The sequence below is a fragment of the Nocardia spongicola genome (assembly GCF_047200775.1).
Taxonomy (GTDB): domain Bacteria; phylum Actinomycetota; class Actinomycetes; order Mycobacteriales; family Mycobacteriaceae; genus Nocardia.
Genome location: NZ_JBJZOO010000002.1, coordinates 78558 through 100892 on the forward strand (window position 1 = coordinate 78558; position 22335 = coordinate 100892).

At 66.2% G+C, this 22335-nt stretch carries 17 protein-coding genes and 2 pseudogenes; 9 read left to right on the top strand and 10 right to left on the bottom strand.

The window, feature by feature from the left end:
* The first annotated feature begins 35 nt into the window (after positions 1-35).
* On the top strand, positions 36-629 hold the full coding sequence (locus ACL02S_RS05390) for a hypothetical protein (RefSeq protein ID WP_412801177.1): 594 nt from the start codon (positions 36-38) through the stop codon (positions 627-629).
* Positions 630-776: 147 nt separating this feature from the next.
* Positions 777-1541, top strand: a pseudogene (locus ACL02S_RS05395) (transposase family protein).
* A gap of 72 nt (positions 1542-1613) precedes the next feature.
* Here the strand turns inward: ACL02S_RS05395 and ACL02S_RS05400 are convergent.
* Both ACL02S_RS05400 and ybiA read right to left on the bottom strand, forming a co-directional pair.
* Positions 1614-2428 (bottom strand): annotated as a pseudogene (locus ACL02S_RS05400) (IS5 family transposase).
* A gap of 396 nt (positions 2429-2824) precedes the next feature.
* Positions 2825-3316: a riboflavin biosynthesis intermediates N-glycosidase gene (ybiA, locus tag ACL02S_RS05405; RefSeq protein WP_412801178.1), complete on the bottom strand. Its 492-nt coding sequence runs from the start codon at positions 3314-3316 to the stop codon at positions 2825-2827.
* Positions 3317-3704: 388 nt separating this feature from the next.
* On the opposite strand from ybiA, the gene ACL02S_RS05410 reads away from it, so the two are divergent.
* Positions 3705-3929, top strand: a complete 225-nt coding sequence (locus ACL02S_RS05410; protein WP_412801179.1) for a hypothetical protein — start codon at positions 3705-3707, stop codon at positions 3927-3929.
* Here ACL02S_RS05410 and ACL02S_RS05415 read toward each other — a convergent pair whose 3' ends face one another.
* Positions 3930-5372: an aldehyde dehydrogenase gene (locus ACL02S_RS05415; protein ID WP_412801180.1), complete on the bottom strand. Its 1443-nt coding sequence runs from the start codon at positions 5370-5372 to the stop codon at positions 3930-3932.
* 233 nt (positions 5373-5605) lie between these two features.
* On the opposite strand from ACL02S_RS05415, the gene ACL02S_RS05420 reads away from it, so the two are divergent.
* Positions 5606-5908 carry a hypothetical protein gene (locus ACL02S_RS05420; protein ID WP_412801181.1) on the top strand — a complete coding sequence of 101 codons (303 nt, stop codon included), beginning with the start codon at positions 5606-5608 and terminating at the stop codon, positions 5906-5908.
* 26 nt (positions 5909-5934) lie between these two features.
* Here ACL02S_RS05420 and ACL02S_RS05425 read toward each other — a convergent pair whose 3' ends face one another.
* Complete coding sequence (locus tag ACL02S_RS05425) at positions 5935-6720, bottom strand: class I SAM-dependent methyltransferase (protein ID WP_412801182.1); 786 nt, start codon at positions 6718-6720, stop codon at positions 5935-5937.
* A gap of 118 nt (positions 6721-6838) precedes the next feature.
* Between ACL02S_RS05425 and ACL02S_RS05430 the strand changes: the two genes are divergently transcribed.
* The gene (locus ACL02S_RS05430; protein ID WP_412801183.1) at positions 6839-8011 is read left to right on the top strand and encodes a glycosyltransferase family 4 protein; all 1173 of its coding nucleotides are present in this window, start codon (positions 6839-6841) and stop codon (positions 8009-8011) included.
* A 108-nt stretch (positions 8012-8119) separates the two neighbouring features.
* Here ACL02S_RS05430 and ACL02S_RS05435 read toward each other — a convergent pair whose 3' ends face one another.
* Positions 8120-9898 carry an MmpA family trehalose lipid delivery protein gene (locus ACL02S_RS05435; RefSeq protein WP_412801184.1) on the bottom strand — a complete coding sequence of 593 codons (1779 nt, stop codon included), beginning with the start codon at positions 9896-9898 and terminating at the stop codon, positions 8120-8122.
* A 192-nt stretch (positions 9899-10090) separates the two neighbouring features.
* Here ACL02S_RS05435 and ACL02S_RS05440 point away from each other — a divergent pair, with 192 nt between their 5' ends.
* Complete coding sequence (locus ACL02S_RS05440; RefSeq protein WP_412801620.1) at positions 10091-11332, top strand: polysaccharide biosynthesis protein; 1242 nt, start codon at positions 10091-10093, stop codon at positions 11330-11332.
* 112 nt (positions 11333-11444) lie between these two features.
* Here ACL02S_RS05440 and pgfA read toward each other — a convergent pair whose 3' ends face one another.
* Positions 11445-12620, bottom strand: a complete 1176-nt coding sequence (gene pgfA, locus ACL02S_RS05445) for a cell envelope lipid trafficking protein PgfA (protein WP_412801185.1) — start codon at positions 12618-12620, stop codon at positions 11445-11447.
* Positions 12621-12824: 204 nt separating this feature from the next.
* On the opposite strand from pgfA, the gene ACL02S_RS05450 reads away from it, so the two are divergent.
* Positions 12825-14060 carry an acyltransferase family protein gene (locus ACL02S_RS05450; protein ID WP_412801186.1) on the top strand — a complete coding sequence of 412 codons (1236 nt, stop codon included), beginning with the start codon at positions 12825-12827 and terminating at the stop codon, positions 14058-14060.
* Here the strand turns inward: ACL02S_RS05450 and ACL02S_RS05455 are convergent.
* From ACL02S_RS05455 to ACL02S_RS05470, 4 genes are all read right to left on the bottom strand, one after another.
* Entirely contained in the window at positions 13964-18223 is a 4260-nt protein-coding gene (locus ACL02S_RS05455; protein WP_412801621.1) for an alpha-(1->3)-arabinofuranosyltransferase domain-containing protein, read from the bottom strand. The two genes, ACL02S_RS05450 and ACL02S_RS05455, sit on opposite strands and share 97 nt — an antisense overlap.
* 40 nt (positions 18224-18263) lie before the next feature.
* On the bottom strand, positions 18264-18434 hold the full coding sequence (locus tag ACL02S_RS05460; protein WP_412801187.1) for a DUF2613 domain-containing protein: 171 nt from the start codon (positions 18432-18434) through the stop codon (positions 18264-18266).
* A gap of 178 nt (positions 18435-18612) precedes the next feature.
* Positions 18613-19707 carry an isochorismate synthase gene (locus tag ACL02S_RS05465; RefSeq protein ID WP_412801188.1) on the bottom strand — a complete coding sequence of 365 codons (1095 nt, stop codon included), beginning with the start codon at positions 19705-19707 and terminating at the stop codon, positions 18613-18615.
* Between the two features lie 90 nt (positions 19708-19797).
* Positions 19798-20271, bottom strand: coding sequence for a universal stress protein (locus ACL02S_RS05470; protein WP_412801189.1), 474 nt, complete (start codon positions 20269-20271; stop codon positions 19798-19800).
* 180 nt (positions 20272-20451) lie between these two features.
* On the opposite strand from ACL02S_RS05470, the gene ACL02S_RS05475 reads away from it, so the two are divergent.
* Complete coding sequence (locus ACL02S_RS05475) at positions 20452-21612, top strand: glycoside hydrolase family 3 N-terminal domain-containing protein (protein ID WP_412801190.1); 1161 nt, start codon at positions 20452-20454, stop codon at positions 21610-21612.
* 95 nt (positions 21613-21707) lie between these two features.
* Positions 21708-22307 carry a TetR/AcrR family transcriptional regulator gene (locus ACL02S_RS05480; RefSeq protein ID WP_412801191.1) on the top strand — a complete coding sequence of 200 codons (600 nt, stop codon included), beginning with the start codon at positions 21708-21710 and terminating at the stop codon, positions 22305-22307.
* Positions 22308-22335: the final 28 nt, after the last annotated feature.

Here is a 22335-nt window from a genome sequence, read left to right on the forward strand (position 1 = left end):
GCTTGTCGAGACAACCCGCAAAGGAGGATGTCGACGTGGACATGTACTCAATGACCGCCGATTTATGTCGACGGCTTGCAGGAAGAGTACCGGACGACTACATCAATGTAACTCGGTCTCACTTCTCCGCTGGAGAATTCGCTAGCGGGCTACAGGCGACAATACTTGGCCTGCAAGATCAACATATCGCTATTACTGATGATGAAGCAGATCTAATCGGCAGGCTACTTATCGACGCAGAATTGGATAGCGATGAGATGGATGCGATACCTCGGACGAGTGTAGCTCCCCCCGTTGAATATGAATTCAATCCCGGCGAGGCTGACGGTCTCCCCGACCCTTCGCCCGCCGATCGAATTATCCGCGAATTAGCGGTGCAGCGTAATTATCGCTGGATCGGAAGGACTTGGCGAACTCCGCTCACGGAATATTCAAATGCGGCGATCTGGCTATATCTGGTGAAGACCGCTCCGGGCATCGAAGAGTTCGGAGAATTCAGTCTCATTGATTCTCGATTCTCGTGCGACTTGGGGGTTAAATGGCTCATGGAAGTATTTGATGAAACTGCGAATTTACCGATGTATCACAGGGCTGCATTATCCAGCGCAAAGCAGATCTGGCCGGATTAAGCATGTAGAAAGATAGTGAGCCCTTTTCATCCTCGGTGATCGGCCTGATGTCGATGGTCAGGCGCGTGCGGCGAGCCTCTGCGGATAGTGGTGAAGCCTCTGGTAGGAGAGCTGATCGACCAAGATCACTTTCCACCAGAGGCTTCCATGTTGTTCTGCCGTGCCGCCCTGCCGTTGTCACGCCGGACCCTGACCTGGGTCGCTGGAGTCATCCGCCGCCATCGCCGCGGAATCGGTTCGACGTGGCGACGCCTCGATCCCGGTCGGCAAGCGATGCTCGCACTGGTCTACCTGCGTAAAGGCGAGACCTACCGTGATATTGCCGCAGGATTCGATGTCGCGATCAGCACCGCTTGGCGCTATGTCCAGGAAACCGTGGACCTGCTCGCCGACCACTCACCACGACTGAAAGACGCACCGCGGCAAGCACAGAAGGACGGACACGACTATGTGATCCTCGACGGCACCCTGATCCCGATAGACCGTGTGGCCGCCGACCGGCTGTTCTACTCCGGCAAACACCGGTGCCACGGCATGAACGTCCAGGTTATCGCCACCGGTGACGGGGACATCGTGTGGGTATCGGACGCCTTGCCCGGCAGTGTCCACGATTTGAAAGCGGTATGGATCTGGCGTCTCGCACGAACTACGCGACGCCGGACTGATCACGTTGGCGGACAAGGGATACCAGGGGTCGGACTGGGCGCTGACCCTGTGCAAGGGACGCGGCAAGCTACCCTCGCAGAAGCGCGCCAACCGCGCCCACGCGGACGCGGCGAGCGGGCTATAGCCCAACTCAAAAGCTGGCGTGTCCTGCGCAAACTCTGCTGTTGCCCCTACAAGGCCGGACAACTCGCCAAGGCCATTCACGCGCTCCAGAACCGCGAACTCAGAGCCGCTCATCAAAGATGAAAAGGGCTCAGTACATCACAAATCTGTCAACAGCTCGTGCCGAAGCCATTGCTCCGACGCTAAGAGCGTGTCTCATGTCGCTGATTTCGCCAGTTTTTTGTAGCAGGTCAGTGTGGCGGGAGGGTGAGGAAGGCGAGGAAGTGTGTGGCCTTGCGGTCGTAGCGGATGTTGAGCCGGTGGTAGCCGAACAGCCAGGCGATCGTCCGTTCGATTATCCACCGGTGTTTGCCGAGTTTCTGGCTGGATTCGATGCCCTTGCGGGCGATGCGCACGGCGATGCCCCGATCGCGGACCCAGTCGCGCAGGTCTTGCTGGTCGTATGCTTTGTCGGCGTGCAGCTTTCCGGGTTTCCGGCGCTGCGGGCCGCAGCGGGATTTGATGGTGGGGATGGCTTTGAACAGTGGTTTGAGGGCGTAACTGTCGTTGGTGTTGGCGGCGGATACCGCGACCGACAACGGCAGGCTGGTCCGGTCGGAAAGGACATGGATCTTGGAGCCGGTCTTGCCGCGATCGACGGGGTTCGGGCCGGTCATGGGGCCCCTTTTCGCCCTGACCGATGCCCCGTCCAGGACTGCGCGCGATCAGTCGATCAGGCTCTGGCTGCCGAGTTCGTCCAAGACCGCGCGGTGCAGCTTGCGCCATAGCTCAGCGTCGGTCCAGTCGGTGAACCGGCGATGCGCAGTGGGGACGGTGATCTCGAACAACGGCGGTAAATGCCGCCAAGCGCAGCCGCTGGTCAGCACGAACACGATCGCGGTGAACACCGCGCGGTCATCCACCGGTGCGGTACCTCCACCTTGGGGGCGGGGCTCGAACCGTGGGATCAGCGGTTCGATCAAGGCCCACAACTCATCCGGCACCAGCCGCAACGAAAGATCATCCTTCACAATGCATTACCATCGCCGACCATTGCCCAGGAGCCCCGTAAGACACACTCTAAACCTCGATACACCGATCCAGGTTTTGGCGTTGTCAGCTGATAGTGCGATGACCTGCGGTAGTTGCTGTGCGACAGGGGTGTTGAGGAGGTGGGGCGGGCACGGATTCCCCGAGGACGATGAAGGTTCTCTACGACTGAATTATCTTGGGGGAGTTGCCCGTTCCCGCTGTCTTAGTACGGTTCCATCACCACCATAGACAAGGACGCCTGCATTCCGATCCGGTATCTGAACGCGATCTACGACGAGGAATCCGGCTGCGTTTCAGGTCGCTGTGGCCGGTGGTGCGGATCGTAGTGCCGCGCGTACCTCCATCAGCGCGAAGCCGAGCAGGTTCAGTCCCTCCTACTGGGCCGGATCCTCGACACGTGGATCCCCGATGGCCAGGCCGATGCCCCAGATCCGGTCTACTGGAATGGCTTCGACGAGTACTTGATCACCGGTATGCAGAAGGAAACGGCGAAGGTCTTCGTGTTGACCGAATTTCGCGATGTTTCCGCTAACCACTACCTGGTATCGGTTTGTCTCCCAGATCTTTTCGTCGAATCCGCTGATCTGACGGCCCAAGGATTTGGCTTCTTTGGGGTGTTCGGCCGCCAGCACTTTTTCCGCGGTCGCGAGGTCTTCGAACAACATCGCCTTTCGCCACATCATAAAGTGTTCGGCTGTTCGGAAGGTCGAACCTTCCACAGTGAACTCCGCAGGCCACCACTGGCTCAGGCAGCTTGCCCCGAGTGTGTCGTCCTTGCGTGGCTGATGCCCCCAGAACGGGAAGTATTCCGCTTGCTCACCACGGGCAATGTCGTCGATCAACTCGGTGATACTGAGTGCCTGCACCCGGCAAGTCTGCCCGATACCCGCCCGGGGCCGCACCGGGTTTTCTGCCGGTGATACGGCGAAGAGGGAAGCGGCGGTAGAGCGGAAATTCTTGGCGGGCAGCGGTCTGGAGACCGGCTGTCGGCATTCCTGGGACTCGATACAGCGCGCGCCGAATACCGGTACGCGAGATTTGTCCGCATTAGTGGGTTTGCCGAGAATCTGGGCGGGTACTGCCTCCGGTAAGCTTCATATGCTCGTAAACTATGCTTGACCTGCACTCCCTTCCCCGTCGCACCAGTCTGATAGCCGACGGATAACTGACCTACCGAACTACTTCCCTATCGACGCCGGATTCCGCGATGCCCGCGGCGTCCGGCGAGATCGACGCGCGAGAGGTGGTTGAAATATGACCGATGTGGAGACGGGGACATCTATCGACCCGGCTGCCCTTGCGGCCGACCCGATGGTCGCCGGACCCGGATTCGCGACCGTGAGCACTCCGCTGCGCCGGGTCGCCGGGCAGCTGCGCGCGGTGCTGCCGCCGGGGTGGCGCCTCGAGATCGTCGAGGCGCCACCCCGGCAGAGCGGTGGCCGCGGGCCCATTCTTCGGGCGGTCATGCCGACCGACTGATCATTCGGTCCAGCCGAGCGGCATGAGCAGGGCTTTCTGCTCGCAGAACGAGTCGAGACCCTCTGGCCCGTTCTCCCGGCCGAGCCCGGAGGCCTTGTAGCCGCCGAAAGGCGAACTCGGGTCGAAGGCGTACCAGTTGATCGCGTAGGTGCCGGTGCGCACCCGCGCCGCGATCTCGGCGCCGTGTTCGATATCGGTGGTCCATACCGAGCCCGCGAGGCCGTAGACCGAGTCGTTGGCGATGGCAACGGCTTCGTCCTCGGTCTCGTACGGGATGACCGACAGCACCGGGCCGAAGATCTCCTCTTGGGCGATGGTGGATTTATTGTCCACATCGGCGAAGATGGTCGGCTCGACATACCAGCCACGGTCCAGACCCGCAGGCCTGCCGCCGCCGAGTGCCAGCCGCGCGCCTTCGGCTTTGCCTTTGGCGATATAGCTCTCGACCCGGTCGCGCTGGTGTTCGGAGATCAGCGGGCCCAGTTGTACTTCCGGGTCGTTCGGATCGCCGACCTTCATCGTCTTCACGTGTTCGACCAGTGCGTCGAGGATTTCGTCGTACCGGCTGCGCGGGGCGAGGATGCGGGTTTGCGCCACACAGCCCTGCCCGCTGTTCATCAGGCCGGAGAACGCGAGGGTCGGGATGCTCGCGATGTCCATATCGGGCAACAGGATTGCCGCCGACTTGCCGCCGAGCTCGAGTGAGACGCTTTTGAGCTGCCCGGTGGCGATCGCGCCGATCTTCTTGCCGACCGCGGTGCTTCCGGTGAAGGTCAGTTTGTCCACGCCGGGATGTGAAACGAGGTACTCGGCGGCATCGGGTTCGGCGGGCAGCACCGAGAGCACGCCTTCCGGCAGTCCGGCCTCGGTGAAGATATCGGCGAGGATATTGGCGGTGATCGGGGTCAGCGGCGCGGGTTTCAGCACCACGGTGCAGCCGGCCAGCAGGGCGGGTGCGAGTTTATTGGCCGCGAGGAACAGCGGGACGTTCCACGCGGTGATCGCCGCGACAACGCCGCGTGGTTCGCGGGTGACCCGGCTGGTGCCGAAGACGCCGACACGGGTCTCCTGCCAGGGGAAGGTGTCGACGAGCCCCGCATAGGTGTCCAGTGCCGCGACGGCCGGGATCTGGTTCAGCGTCATCGCGAACATCTGCGGGGCGCCGACCTCGGCGGTCAGCGCGGCGAGCAGCTCGGGGGAGCGTTGTTCGATGAGCCGGGCGGCACGGGTGAGCACCGCGGCACGCTCCCGCGGCGGTGTGGCCGGCCATGGCCCGTGGTCGAAAGCATGCCTTGCCGCGGCGACCGCGGCGTCGACGTCGGCCCGGCTCACTGCGGGGACGCTGCCCACCGGTTCTGCGGTGGCCGGTGAGATGACTTGGACGCGCTCGGCGGTGGCTGGCGCGGTCCAGCGGCCGCCGATGAACAAGCTGTCGTAGTGCATGAGAACACGTTACAGTTTTGCGCCCCCCTTGTCTGCAACCTGTTTCGGTTTCATGGCAGGTTCTGTGGTGGGTGTCGCCGTGTGTCTCGGCGTGTCCCGATATGAATTCCGACCTCCCGGTTCGCTTTTCGCAGAACGCACTATTGCGTTCTGTTGCTGGAAAGGGGATGCTGTATCGACATATCTGCTCGCTCCATTTCCGAACCGATTCCGCAAACTGGGGAGTCCGAGTCATGGCGGTGCAAGTGATCGGCCGGTCGCTGATGACAAGTGATCAGACCGAGCATCAGGCGAAGTCCGTAGGCAGTGGCGGCTGGGTAGTCTCTTTTCTACCCGGCCGCACCCTGACCATAGAGCAGGCCACTGCGGCTATCCAGGCCGCCGAGGCAGTCGCCGCGGTAGGGGCACTAGCCGATTTGGTCGGTCTGACCACATTGGAGACTGTCGGGCTCGCCATGCGGGAATCGCCGTGGAGCGAGCCGGTGCACGCGCCGTGCGGTAAGCGGAGCTGGCGCCGCGGGTGGTTGGAGCATTGAGCCGGGTGGCGGGAACTCGAGTCCGGCTAATTCTTGGTAGCCACGACGACCAGATTGCTTACGAGTAACTCCCGTACCAGCGGTACCCGTACCAGCCACCAGGCCCAGCGCGGGTGGTAGCGCGGGAAGATCGTATGCACCTCGGCTGGAGTGTCCGCCGCCCAGCGCATTCCGTCCGCGGCGCGTACCGCGAACAGTGACGTGCCGAACCGATTCTTCGGTTCCCTGCCGTGCTTGCGGCGGAAGCGGCGCGCGGCGTACTCACCACCGAGGTAGTGCCATGGTCCGGTCTCGTGTCCGCCGAACGGGCCGTGCCACACGGTGTAGGAGAGCACGATCAATCCGCCAGGTCTGGTCACCCGCACCATCTCGTCGGCCATCACCCACGGTTGTGCGACATGCTCGGCGACGTTCGAGGAGAAGCAGATGTCGACCGCGTCGTCGCGGAACGGCAAGGCCATTCCGGAGCCACGGACCGTACCGGCTACCGATAGCCCCGCCGCGTGCATTTCCGATGGGTCCGGCTCCACCGGGATATAGCGCGCCCCGGCCCGGCTGAACTCGTCCGCGAAGTAGCCCGGCCCGCCGCCGACATCGAGAAGCGTCGCGCCGTCCAGTGACCGGCCGGTGAGCTCGGTGTAGAAGTCGGCGATCATCGCCGCACTGTCGGCGGCCAGACCGCCGTAGAACAGCGCGGGATCGGTCTGTTCGAACCGGAAGCTGCCGAGCAGCCGCAGTGATCGGCGTAGGGTCGCCCGGCGGGCGAACCGCGGCGCGCTGCGGTATCTGAGCTTCGTTTCGGCTTCGAGCACGGCGCCGAGTGTGGCATAACTCCGATGATCGGTATATCAGGCGGGTACTCGGGTTAGGGTGTACCGCGTCATCCGACCGTCCCTACCGGGATACCTCACCGACCGAGAGAGCTCCACCGTGCGCGAAGTCCTCCTGCTGTGCTGGCGTGACACCGGGCATCCGCAGGGCGGTGGCAGTGAGCGTTATCTGGAACAAGTCGGCGCGCACCTCGCGGAACGGGGGGTCAAGGTCACCCTGCGCACCGCGCGCTATCCGGGGGCGCCGCGGCGGGAGCGGATCGGCGGTATCGAGGTCAGCAGGGCGGGCGGCCGTTACACCGTGTACCCCCGTGCGCTCATCGCCCTGCTACTAGGCCGGATCGGTATCGGCCCGCTCCGGGACATATGCCCCGACGCGGTGATCGACACCCAGAACGGCATCCCCTTCTTCGCCACAGTGGCCACCAAGGCGCCGTCGGTGCTGCTCGTGCATCACGGCCATCGTGAGCAGTGGCCGGTGGCCGGTCGGCTGGTCGGCCGGATCGGCTGGTGGATCGAGTCCAGGCTGTCGCCCCGCGTACATCGGGACAATCAGTACCTGACTGTTTCACTGCCTTCGGCCGAGGAACTGGCGGCGCTCGGTGTGGACCGTGAGCGCATCGCGGTGGTCCGTAACGGCGCCGAACCTGTTCCAGTCGGCGCGCCGACCGGCGCCGTGGGAACACGTGCCGAGGCGCCGACGGTGGTGGTGCTCTCCCGGCTGGTGCCGCATAAGCAGATCGAGGACGCGCTGGCCGCCGTAGCCCGGCTGCGCGCGCGCATTCCACAGCTGCGCCTCGACGTGATCGGTGGTGGCTGGTGGGCGGACAATCTGAAGGCCACCGCCCATGAACTCGGCATCGCCGAGGCGGTCACCTTTCACGGCCATGTGGACGAACGCCGTAAACACGAACTGCTCGCCCGAGCCTGGGTGCATGTGCTTCCTTCCCGGAAAGAGGGATGGGGACTCGCGGTGATCGAGGCCGCGCAACACGGGGTGCCGACCATCGGTTACCGGAGTTCGCGCGGGCTCACCGACTCCATCGTCGATGGGGTGACCGGTGTGCTGGTCGATGATGTCGCCCAGCTGTCCGATGCACTCGGCGATGTGCTGGAGGATCCGGCCGGGCGCGCGTTCATGGGCGAGAAGGCCAGGACCCGTGCCCGCGAATTCTCCTGGGAGCAGACCGGAAACGGGGTCTACGAGGTGCTGGCCGCCATCGCGCGCGGTGAGCACACCGAGGGCTTGATCGCACCACGGCCGGTCGGCTGAGCCACCTGCCGCCCGCTGGTATCGGGTAACCGCGCATCCCGGTGGCGTCGAGCCTTCGCGCCTGGCTGTGCTGTCGTATCAGGGCATCGCCTAGCTGTCGTGGTGGTCTCACCGCCGTGGTCTGGTGCGCGACAGTACGCGGGTGCCGAGCAAGACGAGCGGGCCTGCGAGGAGAGTGGCGCCCCAGAGCAGATGCGCGGCGTAGACGATCGAACGTTGTGCCGTAGTAGACCCGCGCTGCGCGATATCACCGGGCACGCGATACAGCGCGAGGTCGGTATCCCGGTAGGTGAGTTCGAGCTGGGCCAGGGTTTGCGCCGAGTCGCCGAGCGGACCGGGGGTGGTTCGTTCGACCAGTACCCAGCCGACACCGAGGTCGGCCAGATCCGTGGCCGGACCACCACGCAGCAGCAGATTTTCCACCTCTCTGGCACGAGTCCCCTCACCGGCGACGGTATGGCCGCGCACCGGCAGTTCACCGGTCTGCAGCACATCATCGGGGAGCATGCGTGGTGCCGGGTCGAGTACCGGCGCAGGGCCGCTGAAGCGGAACTTGCGGAACATCCCGCCCGGTAAGACCGCGATATCACCGGAGTCGTCCACCTGTTCGGCGACTCGCTGCCACCCGCTCGGGTAGTGCACCGCGCGCATGGTTCCGCCGACCCCCCACGCCAGGTCGTACAGCGGTAATACCAGTAACGCGATGAACAATGCCGCGACTGTCGACGTCACTGCCGGGTGTACCGATACGGGATGGCGGGTGGTCACGCCGACGAGCCGTCTGCCGGGTCCGGCGCAGGCGGCCGCGGCGCACAGTGCGTAGGCGGGCATGGCCAAGGCCACGTACTTCTGGGTATCGCGCAGCAGGCCGGTACCTGGAACCCAGGTGACCAGCCACTCCAGTGCGTGCATACCCCACGGCGTAGCGCCGAGGGCGGGAAACAGGATCGCCACCGCGGCGAGCAGGAGCACTATCCGGCGGACGTGGCGGTTGTCCGTGGCCGCAGTGCCGGAGGCGACGGCTGGTATCCCCAGTGCGACGATCACCAGCAACAGCAGGGTGCCGACCACGGCGAGCAGGGTGGTTCGGGAATCCGGTACGGCCGCGGCATTCCAGATCCCGCCGAGCCCGGCCAGGCTGCCGAGGGTGCCGAGGCCGGGTTCGGCCCGCGCGGCGAAGGCCGCGATCCCCGCCGGATCGGAGGGCTCGACTGCCGCGCCCGACAGTGCGGTCGCGGCCAGCCACGGCGCCGAAGCGATACACCAGAGGGCCACTGCCGCGGGTAGTTGCCGCAGGCGGACCAGGGCGAGGGCGGTGCAGCCCGCGAGCAGCGCGCCGGTCGGCGTGAGCCCGGCCGCGGCGAGCGCCGTCGCCAGCATCGCCCAGGCCGATAACTTGCGACCGCCTCCTGATGGCTCGGTCGCGGCGGCCGAGCGGACTCGATAAGCGGCCAGTACCGTCCACGGCAGGGCGGCATAGCCTGCCAGCAGGCTCCAATGCCCCTGCAACAGGCGTTCGGCCACATACGGGTTCCACAGCGCGACCGTGGCGGCGACCAATTGCGCCCCGATCGGCGCGCGCAGCAACTCGCGTGCGAGTACCGCGGCCCCGTACGCCGCGGCCCACAGTGCGAGCACCAGGATCGTCTTGACCAGCAGCCCGCCATCCACGATCGTCGACCCCAGCGCGAGCAAGGCATCCTGCGGCACCGCCCGCGGCGCCGCGTCGCCGAGCCCGAGCGCCGAGTCGGTCGGATAGCTGCGCGGCGTGCTCACCGCATCCCGCAGCAGCAGATATCCCGGCCGCAGCAGCGGACCGGTCACGAGCAGGGCTCCGGCCGCACTGGCGCCCGCGACGATCACTCGTTCTCTACTGCTCGCGTTCACGCCTGTGCACTGTACGTCCCGAGCGCCGCCGTAGGAGAGCCGAGCGGTGTCCGGAGCATCGCGGTGGGAGCGGGACCGGTTCGGCGCACGGTGCGCTTGGTGCCGCGTTCGCGTCGTTCCGGTGCCTGGATCGGCCGGGCGGTGCCCGTATTCCGGTGGTCGATGTCCGCCAGGGTATGGCGGGGTGCGACGATGAGCGGCGTGCCTGCTGTCCGTCGATTGCTTGGAGTGGCGGACCTGACGTGGGTGACGGCAGGAGCGATGACCGCCAACGTGGCCGGTTATCTATTGCAGTTACTGGCCGGACGGTGGCTTGGGGTCGCAGGCTACAGCGAGTTCGCCAGCCTGCTCGCGATACAGCTGCTGTGCGCGGTGCCTGCGCTGGCATTGCAGAACGTGGTGGCAAGGGAATGGGTTCGCGGTGCGGGGGTGGCGGCACTGCGCGGGACGCAGTGGCGGTGCGCGGTGATCGTGGCCGCGGTAGCCGCGGTGTTGGTGCTGCCGGTGTCGCGCATGCTGAACGTCGATCCGGCCGCTACCGCGGCGGCGCTCGGTGCGGCGCCTTTGCTGGTGCTGTTATCCGGCGAGCAGGGCATTCTTCAGGGCAGTAAACGATTTCGGGCACTGGGTGTCGCGCTCGGCGCGGCAGGGACCGTGCGAGTGACGCCTGCCCTCGGAGTTCTTGCGCTCGGGGGCGGTGCGACGCTCGCGTTATCGGCCGCGGCCTGCGGCATCGCGGCGGCGGCGCTGTTGACCAGGATGATCACTGGTTCGCCCGAGGCGGCGGACCGCCCCGGGCCCGAGCGGCAGGCAGTTCGGGTCACGGGCGTGCTGCCGGTGCTGCGGGCCGCTCAAGTGCAGGCAGCGTTGATGGCGCTGTCGTCCGCGGATCTGATCGTGGTCCGGATCGTGCTGACGGAGGCGGATGCCAGTCGCTACGCGCTCGGCACCATCGCCGCCAAGATCGCGTTCTGGTTGCCGCAGGCGGTTGGTGTGGTGCTGTATCCGAGGATGGCGCAGCCGACCCATTCGGCGGGTGCGATTCGAGCGGCGGTAGCGGTGCTCAGCGGGATCGGGCTCGTCGCGGTGCTCGGCGCGGCCTGCGCTGCTCCACTGGCCGTGCTGTTCGCGGGCGAGGACTATGCCCCCATCGAGGGTTTGTTGTGGTTGTTCGCGCTGCACGGTGCGGTACTGGCTGTATTGCAAGGCGCGGTGCTCTCGGCCATCGCCGTCGACCGCACATCGCTCGCCGTGGTCATCTGGCTTGGGTTGGCGGTCGAAGTCACGCTGATGTTGCTGGCGGCCCGCTCGATCCCGTCCCTGATCACCACGGCGGTATCGGTCGCGGTCAGTACCACTGTTCTGGTCGCCGTCCTCGTAGTGCGCACGGCCGACCGCACGGCACCTCCCGTGCCACTGCACCCGATCAGCTGATTCCGGTCCGGCGTGGCTGCCGCCGAGACGACTCCGGCTCCCCAGCCATGGCGGCGGGGGAGCCGGAGTCAGTGCCTTCGGTCAGCCGTGCTGATCAGCGATCTCGATCAGCTCAGGGCTGTTTGTTGATGCGGATCTGTTCGGTGGGCGCGTCATCGTCGCCGCGGTTGACCGTGCCACGCGGTGGCGCGGCGGCGGCTGGAGTCGATCCGCTCGGTGGCCGGTTCGGGCTGCCACCGCGCCGCGCGGGCGTCGGGGCGGGGCCATCGCCGCGCAGGCCGAGGAATGCCCCGCCGATCAGCGCGATCACGCCGAGGATGCCGAGGCCGATCGGTACGACCCGGCCGTACAGCGACAGCATGTCGACATAGGGCTTGACGGTATCGATCTGCGATTCGATGGTGCCCTCGTCGAACACCAGGTGCGTTTTCAGCGCGGTGACTTCGGCCTTGTCCGGGGTACGCGAGAAGTACATGTGCAGCTGCTCGCCGCCCTTGATCACCGCACCGGTCTCCGGCTCGACCCACAGATCACGGGTATTGGTGTAGTACCTGGTCATGGTCACCGGAGTATCGTCGCGCTCGTCGACGCCCCACTTGGCGGCAGGCAGGGTTATCCGGTTGCTCGGCGAAGGAACCGCATCGTACACGCTGGTCGGCGGCACCGACATCTGGAAGTGATAGACCTTCAGGTTGTTGATCTCGGTCTCTTCGATGAAGTTCGCGTCGTAGGTTTCGCGCACGGTGAGATCGAAGTACGGGTAGGACTTCTTCTCGGTGCCGATCGGGAACCGGTATTGCAGTCCTTCACGCTTGAAGGACTCGGCGACGCTCTGGCCCTCCCTGTTCACGGTGGCCGCGACGGAGCCGTTGGGGTCCTCGTCGACCGGCATACCGGTCTTACGGCTGATGGTCACCCGGTCGATGAGCGCGCTCAACAGGCCGATGTTCTCCGGCACGCCCTCGCGGCGCAGCGTCTGGCCTACCTGCACTGTCATTTTGTCGGCATCGGCAGGGTCCTCGACGGTGACATAACGCTGCGAGACCATCGGCACATCGGAATCGACCTTGGCCGGGCCCTCCGGCGAAGTCAGGGACCTGGAATCGAGCAAGAGGCTCTCTTCGCCGGGCTGGTTGTACGCGATTGTGGTGATCTCCAGATCGAGGGGAGTCTTCGCCATTTTGTCGATGGTGTAGGTCGGGATCATCAGCGCGGCGGTGATCAGCAGCGCGCCGAGAGCCACGAGCGCACAGGCCACCGTCCTTCTGGTACCGGCACTCAGTGCCATACAAACTCTCCTCGTCGTAAGAACACATGTTGCTCCGACGAGTACTGCGGGCGGGCCGCGGCACTCGTGAGCCCAGACACTAACAGTCCGATGTCGTACCATGCGGCGTCGAGGCCAGAAATGGCCGAGAAATCGGCCGATTCTGCCCTAAAATTCGAAAAGCCGGGTCATCGACTGCGCATAGGCACGGCAGACTGGAGTTCGATGACCACGATTCCGCGCACCGCAGCGCCCCGCAGCGTGCGTTCACGCACCTTTCTGCCCGCGTTGGAAGGTATGCGGGGGATGGCCGCGCTCGGGGTGCTTCTGACCCATGTCGCCTTCCAGACCGGGGCGGTGAACACACCGATTCTCGGCCGGGTGTGGGGGCGGTTCGATATGACGGTCGCGGTGTTCTTCGCGCTGTCGGGGTTCTTGCTCTGGCGTCCACACGCGGCGGCCGCGCGTGGACTCGGAAGCGCCCCCACAGTCGGCTATTACCTGCGGCATCGCGCCGCGCGCATCTTGCCCGCGTATTGGGTTGTGGTGTGCGTGGTGCTGGTGTTGCTGCCCGGTGCGGCCCGGACGGCGGGGCCTCAGGTATGGGTGTCGAACCTGGCCTTGTTGCAGGTGTTCATTCCACTCACCCTGACCGATGGGCTGACCCAGATGTGGAGTCTTTCGGTCGAAGTCGCCTTCTATCTGGTGCTGCCGTTGCTGGCCTTGACGCTGGTTCGGTTGCGTGGTCCCGTGGCCCGTATGCGAGTGCCGATTCTGCTGACCACGGCGCTGCTCGGTCTGGGCTGGAACCTCCTTCCGGTGCCGACACCGGAGGGTATCCATGCGGACAATTGGCTGCCCGGCTATCTGCCGTGGTTTTTGGCGGGCATGGTGCTCGCCGAGCTCGGTTGCTATAGCGTTCGGCTATCGCCGTGGTGGAAAATCGCGGCGAATCAGCGAGTGATGTGGAGCGTCGCGCTGCTCGCTTTCGCGCTGTCGGCGACCGATCTGGCGGGACCGGCCGGGCTGACTCGGGCCGAGCCATGGCAGTACGTATTCAAGGTAGGGTTCGGTACGATCATCGGGTTCACGCTGCTCGCACCGCTGGTGCTGCGCGAGCCTGCGACGCGCGCGCACCGATGGCTGGAATCGCCGGTCGCCGCGATGTTCGGGCGCTGGTCCTACGGAATCTTCATCTGGCATCTCGCGGTGCTGTCGATCGTGTTCCCCGTATTCGGGATCGTGCCTTTCCACGGCGACTTCGGTTATGTCCTCGTGCTGACGATCGCCATCACCCTTCCGGTCGCCGCGGCCAGCTACGCGCTGATCGAGGACCCGGTGCGGCGCTGGGCCCGCGCACGGGATCAGGTGCCATCCTCCCGCCGCGGCAGCGCGGCGATTCCCACCGCGACGATCGCGGCCAGCGCGGGTAATTGCACCAGTAACGATCCACCCAAGTAACCCTCGGGCGAGCGCCAGGGGCCGGTGGACAAGACCGCCGCGGACAGCGTCGCGCCGACACCGGCTACCACGACGAGGGCGTGTGGCGCGCGGCGTGGCACGACACGCAGCGCGACCAACCCGGTCACCGTCATGACCGCACCGATGGGGCCCGCGATCAGCGTGGTCGCACCGATGAGCCCGGCGATACCGAACAGGCGCCGTCCCCAGGTGCCCGGTGCCGATCCGGTGGGTGAATCCGGTGCGAGGTGCCCGGGCTCGGCTACGGCGGCCTTGCGGCCGGTGCGTCGGTAACCGGCGTGGATGGCGAGGGCGGCGAGCGGGATGAGCAGCAGCAGCCCGCCGAAGATGCCGAGGCGGTACCAGCGGTCGACCGGGAACGAGATCGTAACCGGTCCGGTGGCGTCGGCCGGTAGTAACCACGCTTGCTGCCAGCCATCGACCACCACCGGCTGGAGTGTGCGCCCATCCGCGGCTGTGGCATGCCAGCCGATGTTGGTGCTCATCGGCAAGGCGAGCAGGCGGGCGCCGGTATCCGGCTGGTGTGGCGTGCCTGCCTCCGTCGTGGTGCGGTGCAAGCGCAGCCGGTCCACGAAGAACAGCTCGGTCGGCTCGACCGCCACATCGTTGCGACCTTGCTGGAGCGCGAACTCATCCGGTGTTCCGGCCGAGGCGTCGGTGCACAGCCGCGCCGGAACCGGTGCGCCGGAACGTAACTCTTCGGCGGTAGCGGTGATGGTGGTACGTAGGGTCCGGCCGCCTGCCTCGATCGTCGGTCCCAGTGCGCACGGCACCGTGATCTCGCGCTCCGCGAGTGCGGCTTCGGGGTAGTCAGGTCCGAGAACCTTTACTTCCGCCAAGCCTGCCGGTTGGGTCTGTACGAAGCCGAGCGCGGTTTTGTCCAGTACCGCCCGCCAAGTCTGGATGCTGAGTTCGATTCGATCGGTGACGGTGGGGTGCAAGGAGATCCGCGTCCGGCTACCGGGTTGGTCGTCGTCCAGTTCGCGTACTTGCGGGCCGGTGCCGAGATCTACCGCGACCGTGGCAGGCGCCGCGGGTAGGTCGCCGCGCGATGCGGTGAGTTCCAGACCGGTCACCAGGGCCGGTTGGGGTAGTTCGATCGTCAGGGTCGGTCTGCCGCCGGTCGGATTGTGCACGGAGTGCTCCGGGGCGATCCAGCTCGTACGCGGGTCGCCATCGGTCGCGGCGAAAGCGCTCCCGCGCGGGTCGGCGACATCGGCCTCGCCTCGGGCTGCCGGGCGGCTGCGGTCGGTGAGCAGTGTCTCCAGCGCCGGGCCAGGTTCGGCGCGGACGGTGAGCTCGGGAGTGACCGATATCGGTGCCGCGGCCGTGAGTGTGCGCTGGAACGTTCCCGGTTCTTCCGGCTCCAGCCGGAGCCCCTTGCTGCACCGGACCCGATCGGGCGCGTCGAAACAGGCACTGCGCCCGGGAAATTCCTGACCGAGATCCCATCCGAGTACCTGCGCGCCCGGCGGGGGCGGCGGCAGCACCGTCCGATGCCGGATATCGACGCGAACCGGCGCTTCGCGCTCGGAGTAATCGTCGAGGGTGAGCTCACTGATGCCGAATTGGCTTACCCGGGAACCGTTCTCGGTCCGGATAGCGGTGATGGTCAGCCAGTCGGTTGTGCCGGGTGGCAGCGAAACCGAGACCGGCGTGCCTGGTTCGCCGACCTTGGTCGAGGTGGTGCCGTTCGCGGTGCGCACCTCGATCCACGTGACCGGGGCGCCGATGATGGCCGAACTGGTGGTCAGGCTCAGCTGCCCGGCCTTGACCGGGCGATCCAGATCGAGTCGAAGCCACTGTCCCAGTGCGGATTCGGTGCCATTGCTGAGCCAGGCAGTTGTCGGATCACCGTCTACAGCGGCAGCGGTCGAATTGCCAGGTGCCGTACCGCCGAGCTGGGTGGCGTCCGCGGCCGAACTGGAGGCGGTGATCGTCGCCCCCGACCACTCACCGCGCACCAGCTCGGCGTCCGGCACCGGATAGTCGGGTATCAGGTTGTAGGTGCGGCGCGGGTCGCTCGGCGCCCGCAGTGCCGAATTGTGATTGTCCACCCGGCCGAAGTCGGTCTCGCGATCCATCGGGGTATCGGTGACGAGCACCGGGCCGATGGGCAGCCCGGCGCGGATCGCGTCGGCGGCGAGCATGGTCGGGGTTGCGCCGGTGTCCGCCTCCCGGTGCAGCCGTTCCAGTACTTCGGGGCCGCCCTGTACCACAGGGACATCGGCCAGCGGCACGGTGTAGGCACCGGGGAAGGTATCCGGGGCGCCGGTGCCGCCGCGTACTTCGGCGGCTGTCCCCGGTCCTGGTACATCCACCCGATAGATCTCGATCGCTGGGTACGCCGGGCGAAGGTCGCTGTCGGCCACCAGACCGGCGGCGAGCACTGCCGGGGCGATCGGATCGCCGAACTCGGCGACCTTGGTCAGACCGGGTGAGTTGTCGAGTGTCTGATGCGCCAGCATCGGTCGCGTCGAGCGGGAGGTTTCCGGGTCGAGGTCATTGCGCAACACCACCACACCGATGCCCTGTGCGGCGAGTGTCGGGGCCAGCCCGGTCGAGGGCCTGCCATCGGCGATCAGCCGTTGCAGCGAATCCATCGCGCGGATGGTGCCTGGCGGATTCAGCGGTACTGCGTCGCGGACCGCCCATGGGGTATCGGCCAGCGCTTGCAGTGGTTCATCGCGAGTCAGGCCCCAGACCTGACTGCCGAACGGGGCGCCAGGCACCACAAGGGCACGGGTATCGGCGGCGTTGTCGCGTAGCCAGTCCGCGGTGTGCTGCCAGTACTGCGGCACCTGATCGTAGGCGCCGCGCGGTGCCAGCTTGCCGGTCCAGGCCAATGCGGTGGACAGGGCGAGGGCGGTGAGGATCAGCATGGCGAGCGCGACCGGGCGGTTGCGCTCCGGATGGGCGAACGCGCGTCGCCACACCGGAAAAGGCACTGAGCTCGGCAGCGGAACTCTGGCAAGCAGCTGGGCCAACCCGAGCACGAGCGGGATGCGGATCAGCGGCTCCAGTTTGTGCACATTGCGCAGCGGGGCGCCACCGGAATCCAGGAACAGGCGCACCGGCTCAGCGAACGGCCCGCCGAGCTCACCCGCGAACCCGACACAGATACCGACGATCCCGACACACAGGATCAGGGTGAGCCTGCCGCGATACGGCATGGATCGCAGTGCCAGGCCCGCCATACCCGCCGCGGCGACCAGCCCGGTCGCGAGTACTGCCGTTGGCTGGGCCACCAATACCGCGCCCGCGATGCGTTCCGGTGAGATGAACGGGGTCCAGCTACTGGTGCCGCGCAGTACCTCACCGAGCGCGGCCCATCGGGTGGTCACCCCGGCGGACTCGATGTAGTCGAGGAACGGCGGGCTTACCGCGCCGAGCAGCAGCAGCGGCACCACCCACCAGAACGTCGCGAGCACAAGCAGCGGAATCCACGCCGCGGTGAAGCGCCACCAGCGCCGGTTCGGCCGGTAGGACGCCCACCACAGCAATGCGGGCAGGAAGGCGGCCGCCGTCGCTACCGCGTTGACCGCGCCCATCAGGGCCAATGCCAGCGCACTACCCGCGGGTGATGCGGCTCTGCTGCGGCGCGATCGGTCGCGCCGGGCGACACCGAGCGCGGCAGGCGCGAGCAGCACCCACGGGGCCAGCATCATCGGCAGCGTTTCCGAGGAGATCGAACCGAGTGTGGTCAGGACCCGCGGCGAGAGCGCGAACGCGATCGCGGCGATGACGCGTGACCCGCGAGTACCGATACCGAGGGTCTCGCAGAGCCGGACGATTCCCCAGAACCCGGCCAGCAGCAGCAGCGCCCACCAGAGGCGCTGGGTCACCCAGGCGGGTACTCCCAGCGCCTGTCCGGCCGCGAAGAACGCGCCGTGCGGGAAGAAGTATCCGTAGGCCTGGTTCTGCACCTGACCCATCGGCGCCTGGCTACTCCACAGATGACTCGCACGGGCCAGAAAGCCGAACGGATTCTGCGCCAGGTCGTATTTCGTATCAGCGACCGTTAGCCCGGGCGCTTGCGCGAAGGTCAGCAGAAACGCCGCGACGACGGTGGCGGCGAACCACCGTCGTCCCAGCGGCGCACTGTCGCGCTGCCCTAGCGGCGCATTGTCGCGCTGCTTCAGCGTCGCGGAAGACCCGAGCGAACCGGCAGGGGATAGGGTCTCAGCGGGACCCGTACTCAACGTTGTTCAGCAGCGAGGAGTCCTGTTTGTCGCCGCGATCGATCTCCGGTCGCGTGTTCTGCTGGAGTGCCGTGGTGATGGCGAGGACACTGATCACACCGAGTACGGCGCCGCCGACCGCGCTCGCAACACCAGGGACAGCAAACTTCATCGCGGCACTCCAATACATCGACGCGGTCACGTTCCCGGTCAACCTAGCAGGACGACCGGTATCTGTGTGTGTTCAGGCCGCAAAATTATGGTCGATTCGGTCAACGGATCCACGGAGACGAGCGGTCGGCCTGCTGTCGCACCGAGTAGCGATCAGCGCACTGCCGAGGTTTTCTCGTTCACTGCGCGGGCAGGTCGCAGTTCAGCGCGCCGAGCAAAGTGCGCAGCTTGGCGGTGGTTTCGTCGAGTTCGGCGCGTGGATCGGAGGCGGCGACGATACCGCCGCCCGCGTGCGCGCGCACGATGCGGCCGTCGGCGGAAAGTTCCGCACAGCGGATCGCGACCACCCACACACCGTCACCTTCCGCATCGCACCAGCCGACGGCTCCGCCGTAGAAGCCGCGGTCTTCCTCCAGGTGCGTGATGACATCCAGGGCCGGACCGGTCGGCGTGCCGCAGACCGCGGGTGTCGGGTGCAGGAGCATCGCCAGATCGAGCGCGGTGGTCGTGGTGTCGCGGAGGCGGCCGGTGATCGGTGTGGCGAGATGCCACACCTCGGATGTGCTGATCAGTTCCGGGCTGTCCGGAATGGTCAGTTCGGCGCAGATCGGGCCGAGTCGCTGTCCGATCCAGTCGATCACGAAGGCGTGCTCGGCTCGGTTCTTGGTACTGGCCAGAAGTTCCCCGGCTTGGGCGCTATCGGCGCTCTGGTCGGGCAGCCGCGGTAATGTGCCTGCCAGCGGACGCAATGTCACCGTATCGCCCTGCCTGGCGATCAGTACCTCCGGTGTGGCGCCGACCAGTGTCGCGCCTGTGCGTCCGGCGGGGGTCAGATCGACGGCGAAGACATTCGCGTGTGGATGTCTGGTCAGCAGGTGCGCGGCGACGAGTTCCGGGTCGAGCGCGGCTTGCGCTTCGGCCAGTACCGAACGCGCCGCGACCACCTTGCGCAGTGGCTGTGCCGGATCGTTGAGCTGTGCGACCAGTTTCCGTACCCGCGCCATATGCTCGGCCGGGCTCGGCAGTTCGGCGACCGCCCGCACCGCGGGTAGTTCGGGAAGTGCCGCTGGCCGCCACGGGCCCGCGGTGTGCTCGACACGCTTCGGCGCACTCAGTGCCGCGGGCTTGCGTGGGTCGAACGGCAACGCACCGACGACGAACTCCGCGTGTCCCGTGCGCAATGCTGCCAGTGCTTGCCGCGCGTCATCGAAAACGATACGGCTCCCATAACCCCGAACAACGCCATCGGCCCGAGCGAGCAGGAACCCATCCATACCCCTAACCTAACCCCGGCCGGATCGCCCCCCGCATGAGCGGCGCATTCGGCAGGCCGGTCATGCCACCTGCCGAACTGCCCGTGCCGGTCAGGAAGGCTTACCGGGCGGGACGAGCAGAACGGGACGATGGCAGTGCTTGAGGACAGCGTCGGCGACACTGCTGTGCCACAGCGCACGGATACCGGTAGCGCCCCTTGTCCCCGCGACGATGAGATCGGCGTCCAGTTCGTCGGCGCAGTCGACGATGGCGTTCCAGATGGTCGTCGCGCATTCGGCGGTACGTGCCTCGGCGTTCAGGCCTGCCAGTTCGGCCAGTAGCAGGCCCTCCGCATTGGTGGTGCGGGCATCGAGGTAGGCGACGTCCTCCAGTTCCTCATCGGGCACCCACTCCGGTTGTACGACACCGGATAACCCGGACAGGCGGGCAGCTTGCCGTACCAGGGGCTCCCACGCGGTCAGTACGACAGCGCGCTGCGCGTCGAGGAACCGTCCGGCGTATTCGATAGCGCGTTTGGCATTCTCGGAGCCGTCGTAGGCGATGAGTATCCGATCGCAGGGCACGATGACCTCCTGAGGGAGGAGCGCGGTGGTATGTCGAGATTACCCCTTGTCCAGTACCCGAAACGATGTGGCGGATACCGGTACGCACGTGCGAACGCAGTGGCCGATGGTCGCTGCGGGTTTCCGATGGGGTGTCGTCACCTGCTCTCGGGAGTGTCGTAACGAGTACGGTTGGGCGCTATGCGGAAGACGTCTCTGCTCGTCCTCGCGGTTCTCACCGCCGTAGCGGCCGCCTGCTCCAGCAGCGGCAGCAGTATCGAACCGGCCGCCTCGGACAGCGCTACCCCCGCGGTGGCGTCCGCGACCCCGGTCACCGCCTCGGCCCGGCCGGATTGCACCGCCGAGTATCTGGCGCAGTTCACCACCAGAGAGAAGCTGGCCCAGCTGTTGACGGTCGGGATAACCGGCGCCGCGGATGCCACCGCCGTGGTGCGCGATGAGCAGGTCGGCGGCATCTTCGTCGGCACATGGACCGACCAGGCGCTCCTTGGATCCGGCGAGATCCGGCAGGTCGAGCAGGTTGCCAAGGTGCCACTGATGGTGACCATCGATGAGGAGGGCGGCCGGGTCTCCCGCGTGAGCGATCTGATCGGCCCTGCCCCTTCGGCACGCGTGACGGCACAGACCATGAGTCCGCAGGAGTACTACGACGCGGTGCTGGTGAGGGCGCGCGCCTTGCGCGATTTGGGGGTGACGGTGGACTTCGCCCCCGATATCGATGTCAGCTCCCAGCCCGACGATACGGTCATCGGCGACCGCTCCTATTCCGATGACCCCGCTGTGGTCGTCAGCTACGCGGATGCCTTCATCCGAGCGATGCGCGCGGCCGGGGTCGGTACGGTGCTGAAACATTTCCCCGGGCACGGCTCCGCCTCAGGCGATTCGCACACCGGCGCGGTCCGCACACCGCCACTGGCACAGCTACAGACCGTGGATCTGGTGCCGTTCCGCGAGCTGATCGGCTCGGGTGCGGCGGTGATGGTCGGTCACCTGGACGTGCCAGGCCTGACCACCCCGGATGTCCCGGCCAGTATCAGTCCGGCGGCGATGACGCTGCTGCGCCAGGGCAGCGGTTATGGGGCCGCGCCGTTCGATGGGCCGATCTTCACCGACGATTTGGGTGGGATGGCGGCGATCGCCGACCGGATGTCGATCGAGGACGCCGTCGAGGCCGCCTTGCTCGCCGGTGCCGACAACGCTTTGTGGATCAGCACCGACGCGGTGCCGTCGGTGCTCGACCGGCTGGAACAAGCGGTATCGAGCGGCCGGTTACCGATGGCGCAGGTGGATGCCTCGGTGCTGCGCATGGCTGCCTTCAAGGGCGCGCTGCCGCGTTGCTGACCACCCTGCGCGGCCACCACGGGCGCCCGGCCGATGCGCACCGCCGGAACTTACCTTGGAGTAATATGTGAGGTTCACCTGCGGTAGGAGTATAGATGGCGGGCGGGACGAAGCGGCTTCCGCGAGCGATACGCGAGCAACAGATGCTCGATGCCGCTGTGGAGGTCTTCTCGCGTAGAGGTTTTCACGATACGTCGATGGACGCGATTGCCGCCGAGGCGAAGATCTCGAAGCCGATGCTGTACCTGTACTACGGTTCCAAGGACGAATTGTTCCGCGCCTGTGTGCAGCGCGAGAGGACGCGGTTCATCGAATCCGTCACGCCCGCGGGTAATCCGCTGCTGACACCGCATGAGCAGTTGCGCACCGCCCTCGAGGCTTTCCTCGGCTTCGTCGACCGTAATCGCCGCTCCTGGCAGGTGCTCTACCGGCAGGCCATGAGCCAGCAGGGGTTCGCTTCGGAAATCGAGAACGCTCGGGAGCGGGTTATCGAACTGACCGCCAAGTTGCTGGAATCCAATGCCAAGCATGCCGAGCCGGGGACGAACTTCGACGTTATCGCCGCCGCCGTGATCGGTGCGGGTGAGGCCATCGCCGATCGGTTGGCCGGTGGTCGTATCGAAGTGAGCCAGGCGGTCGATCTGCTCGACGATCTGGCCTGGCGCGGTTTGGCGGGCAGGAAGAAGACCGAATAACCCGCGCACCACGGTAATCCGGCGTCGT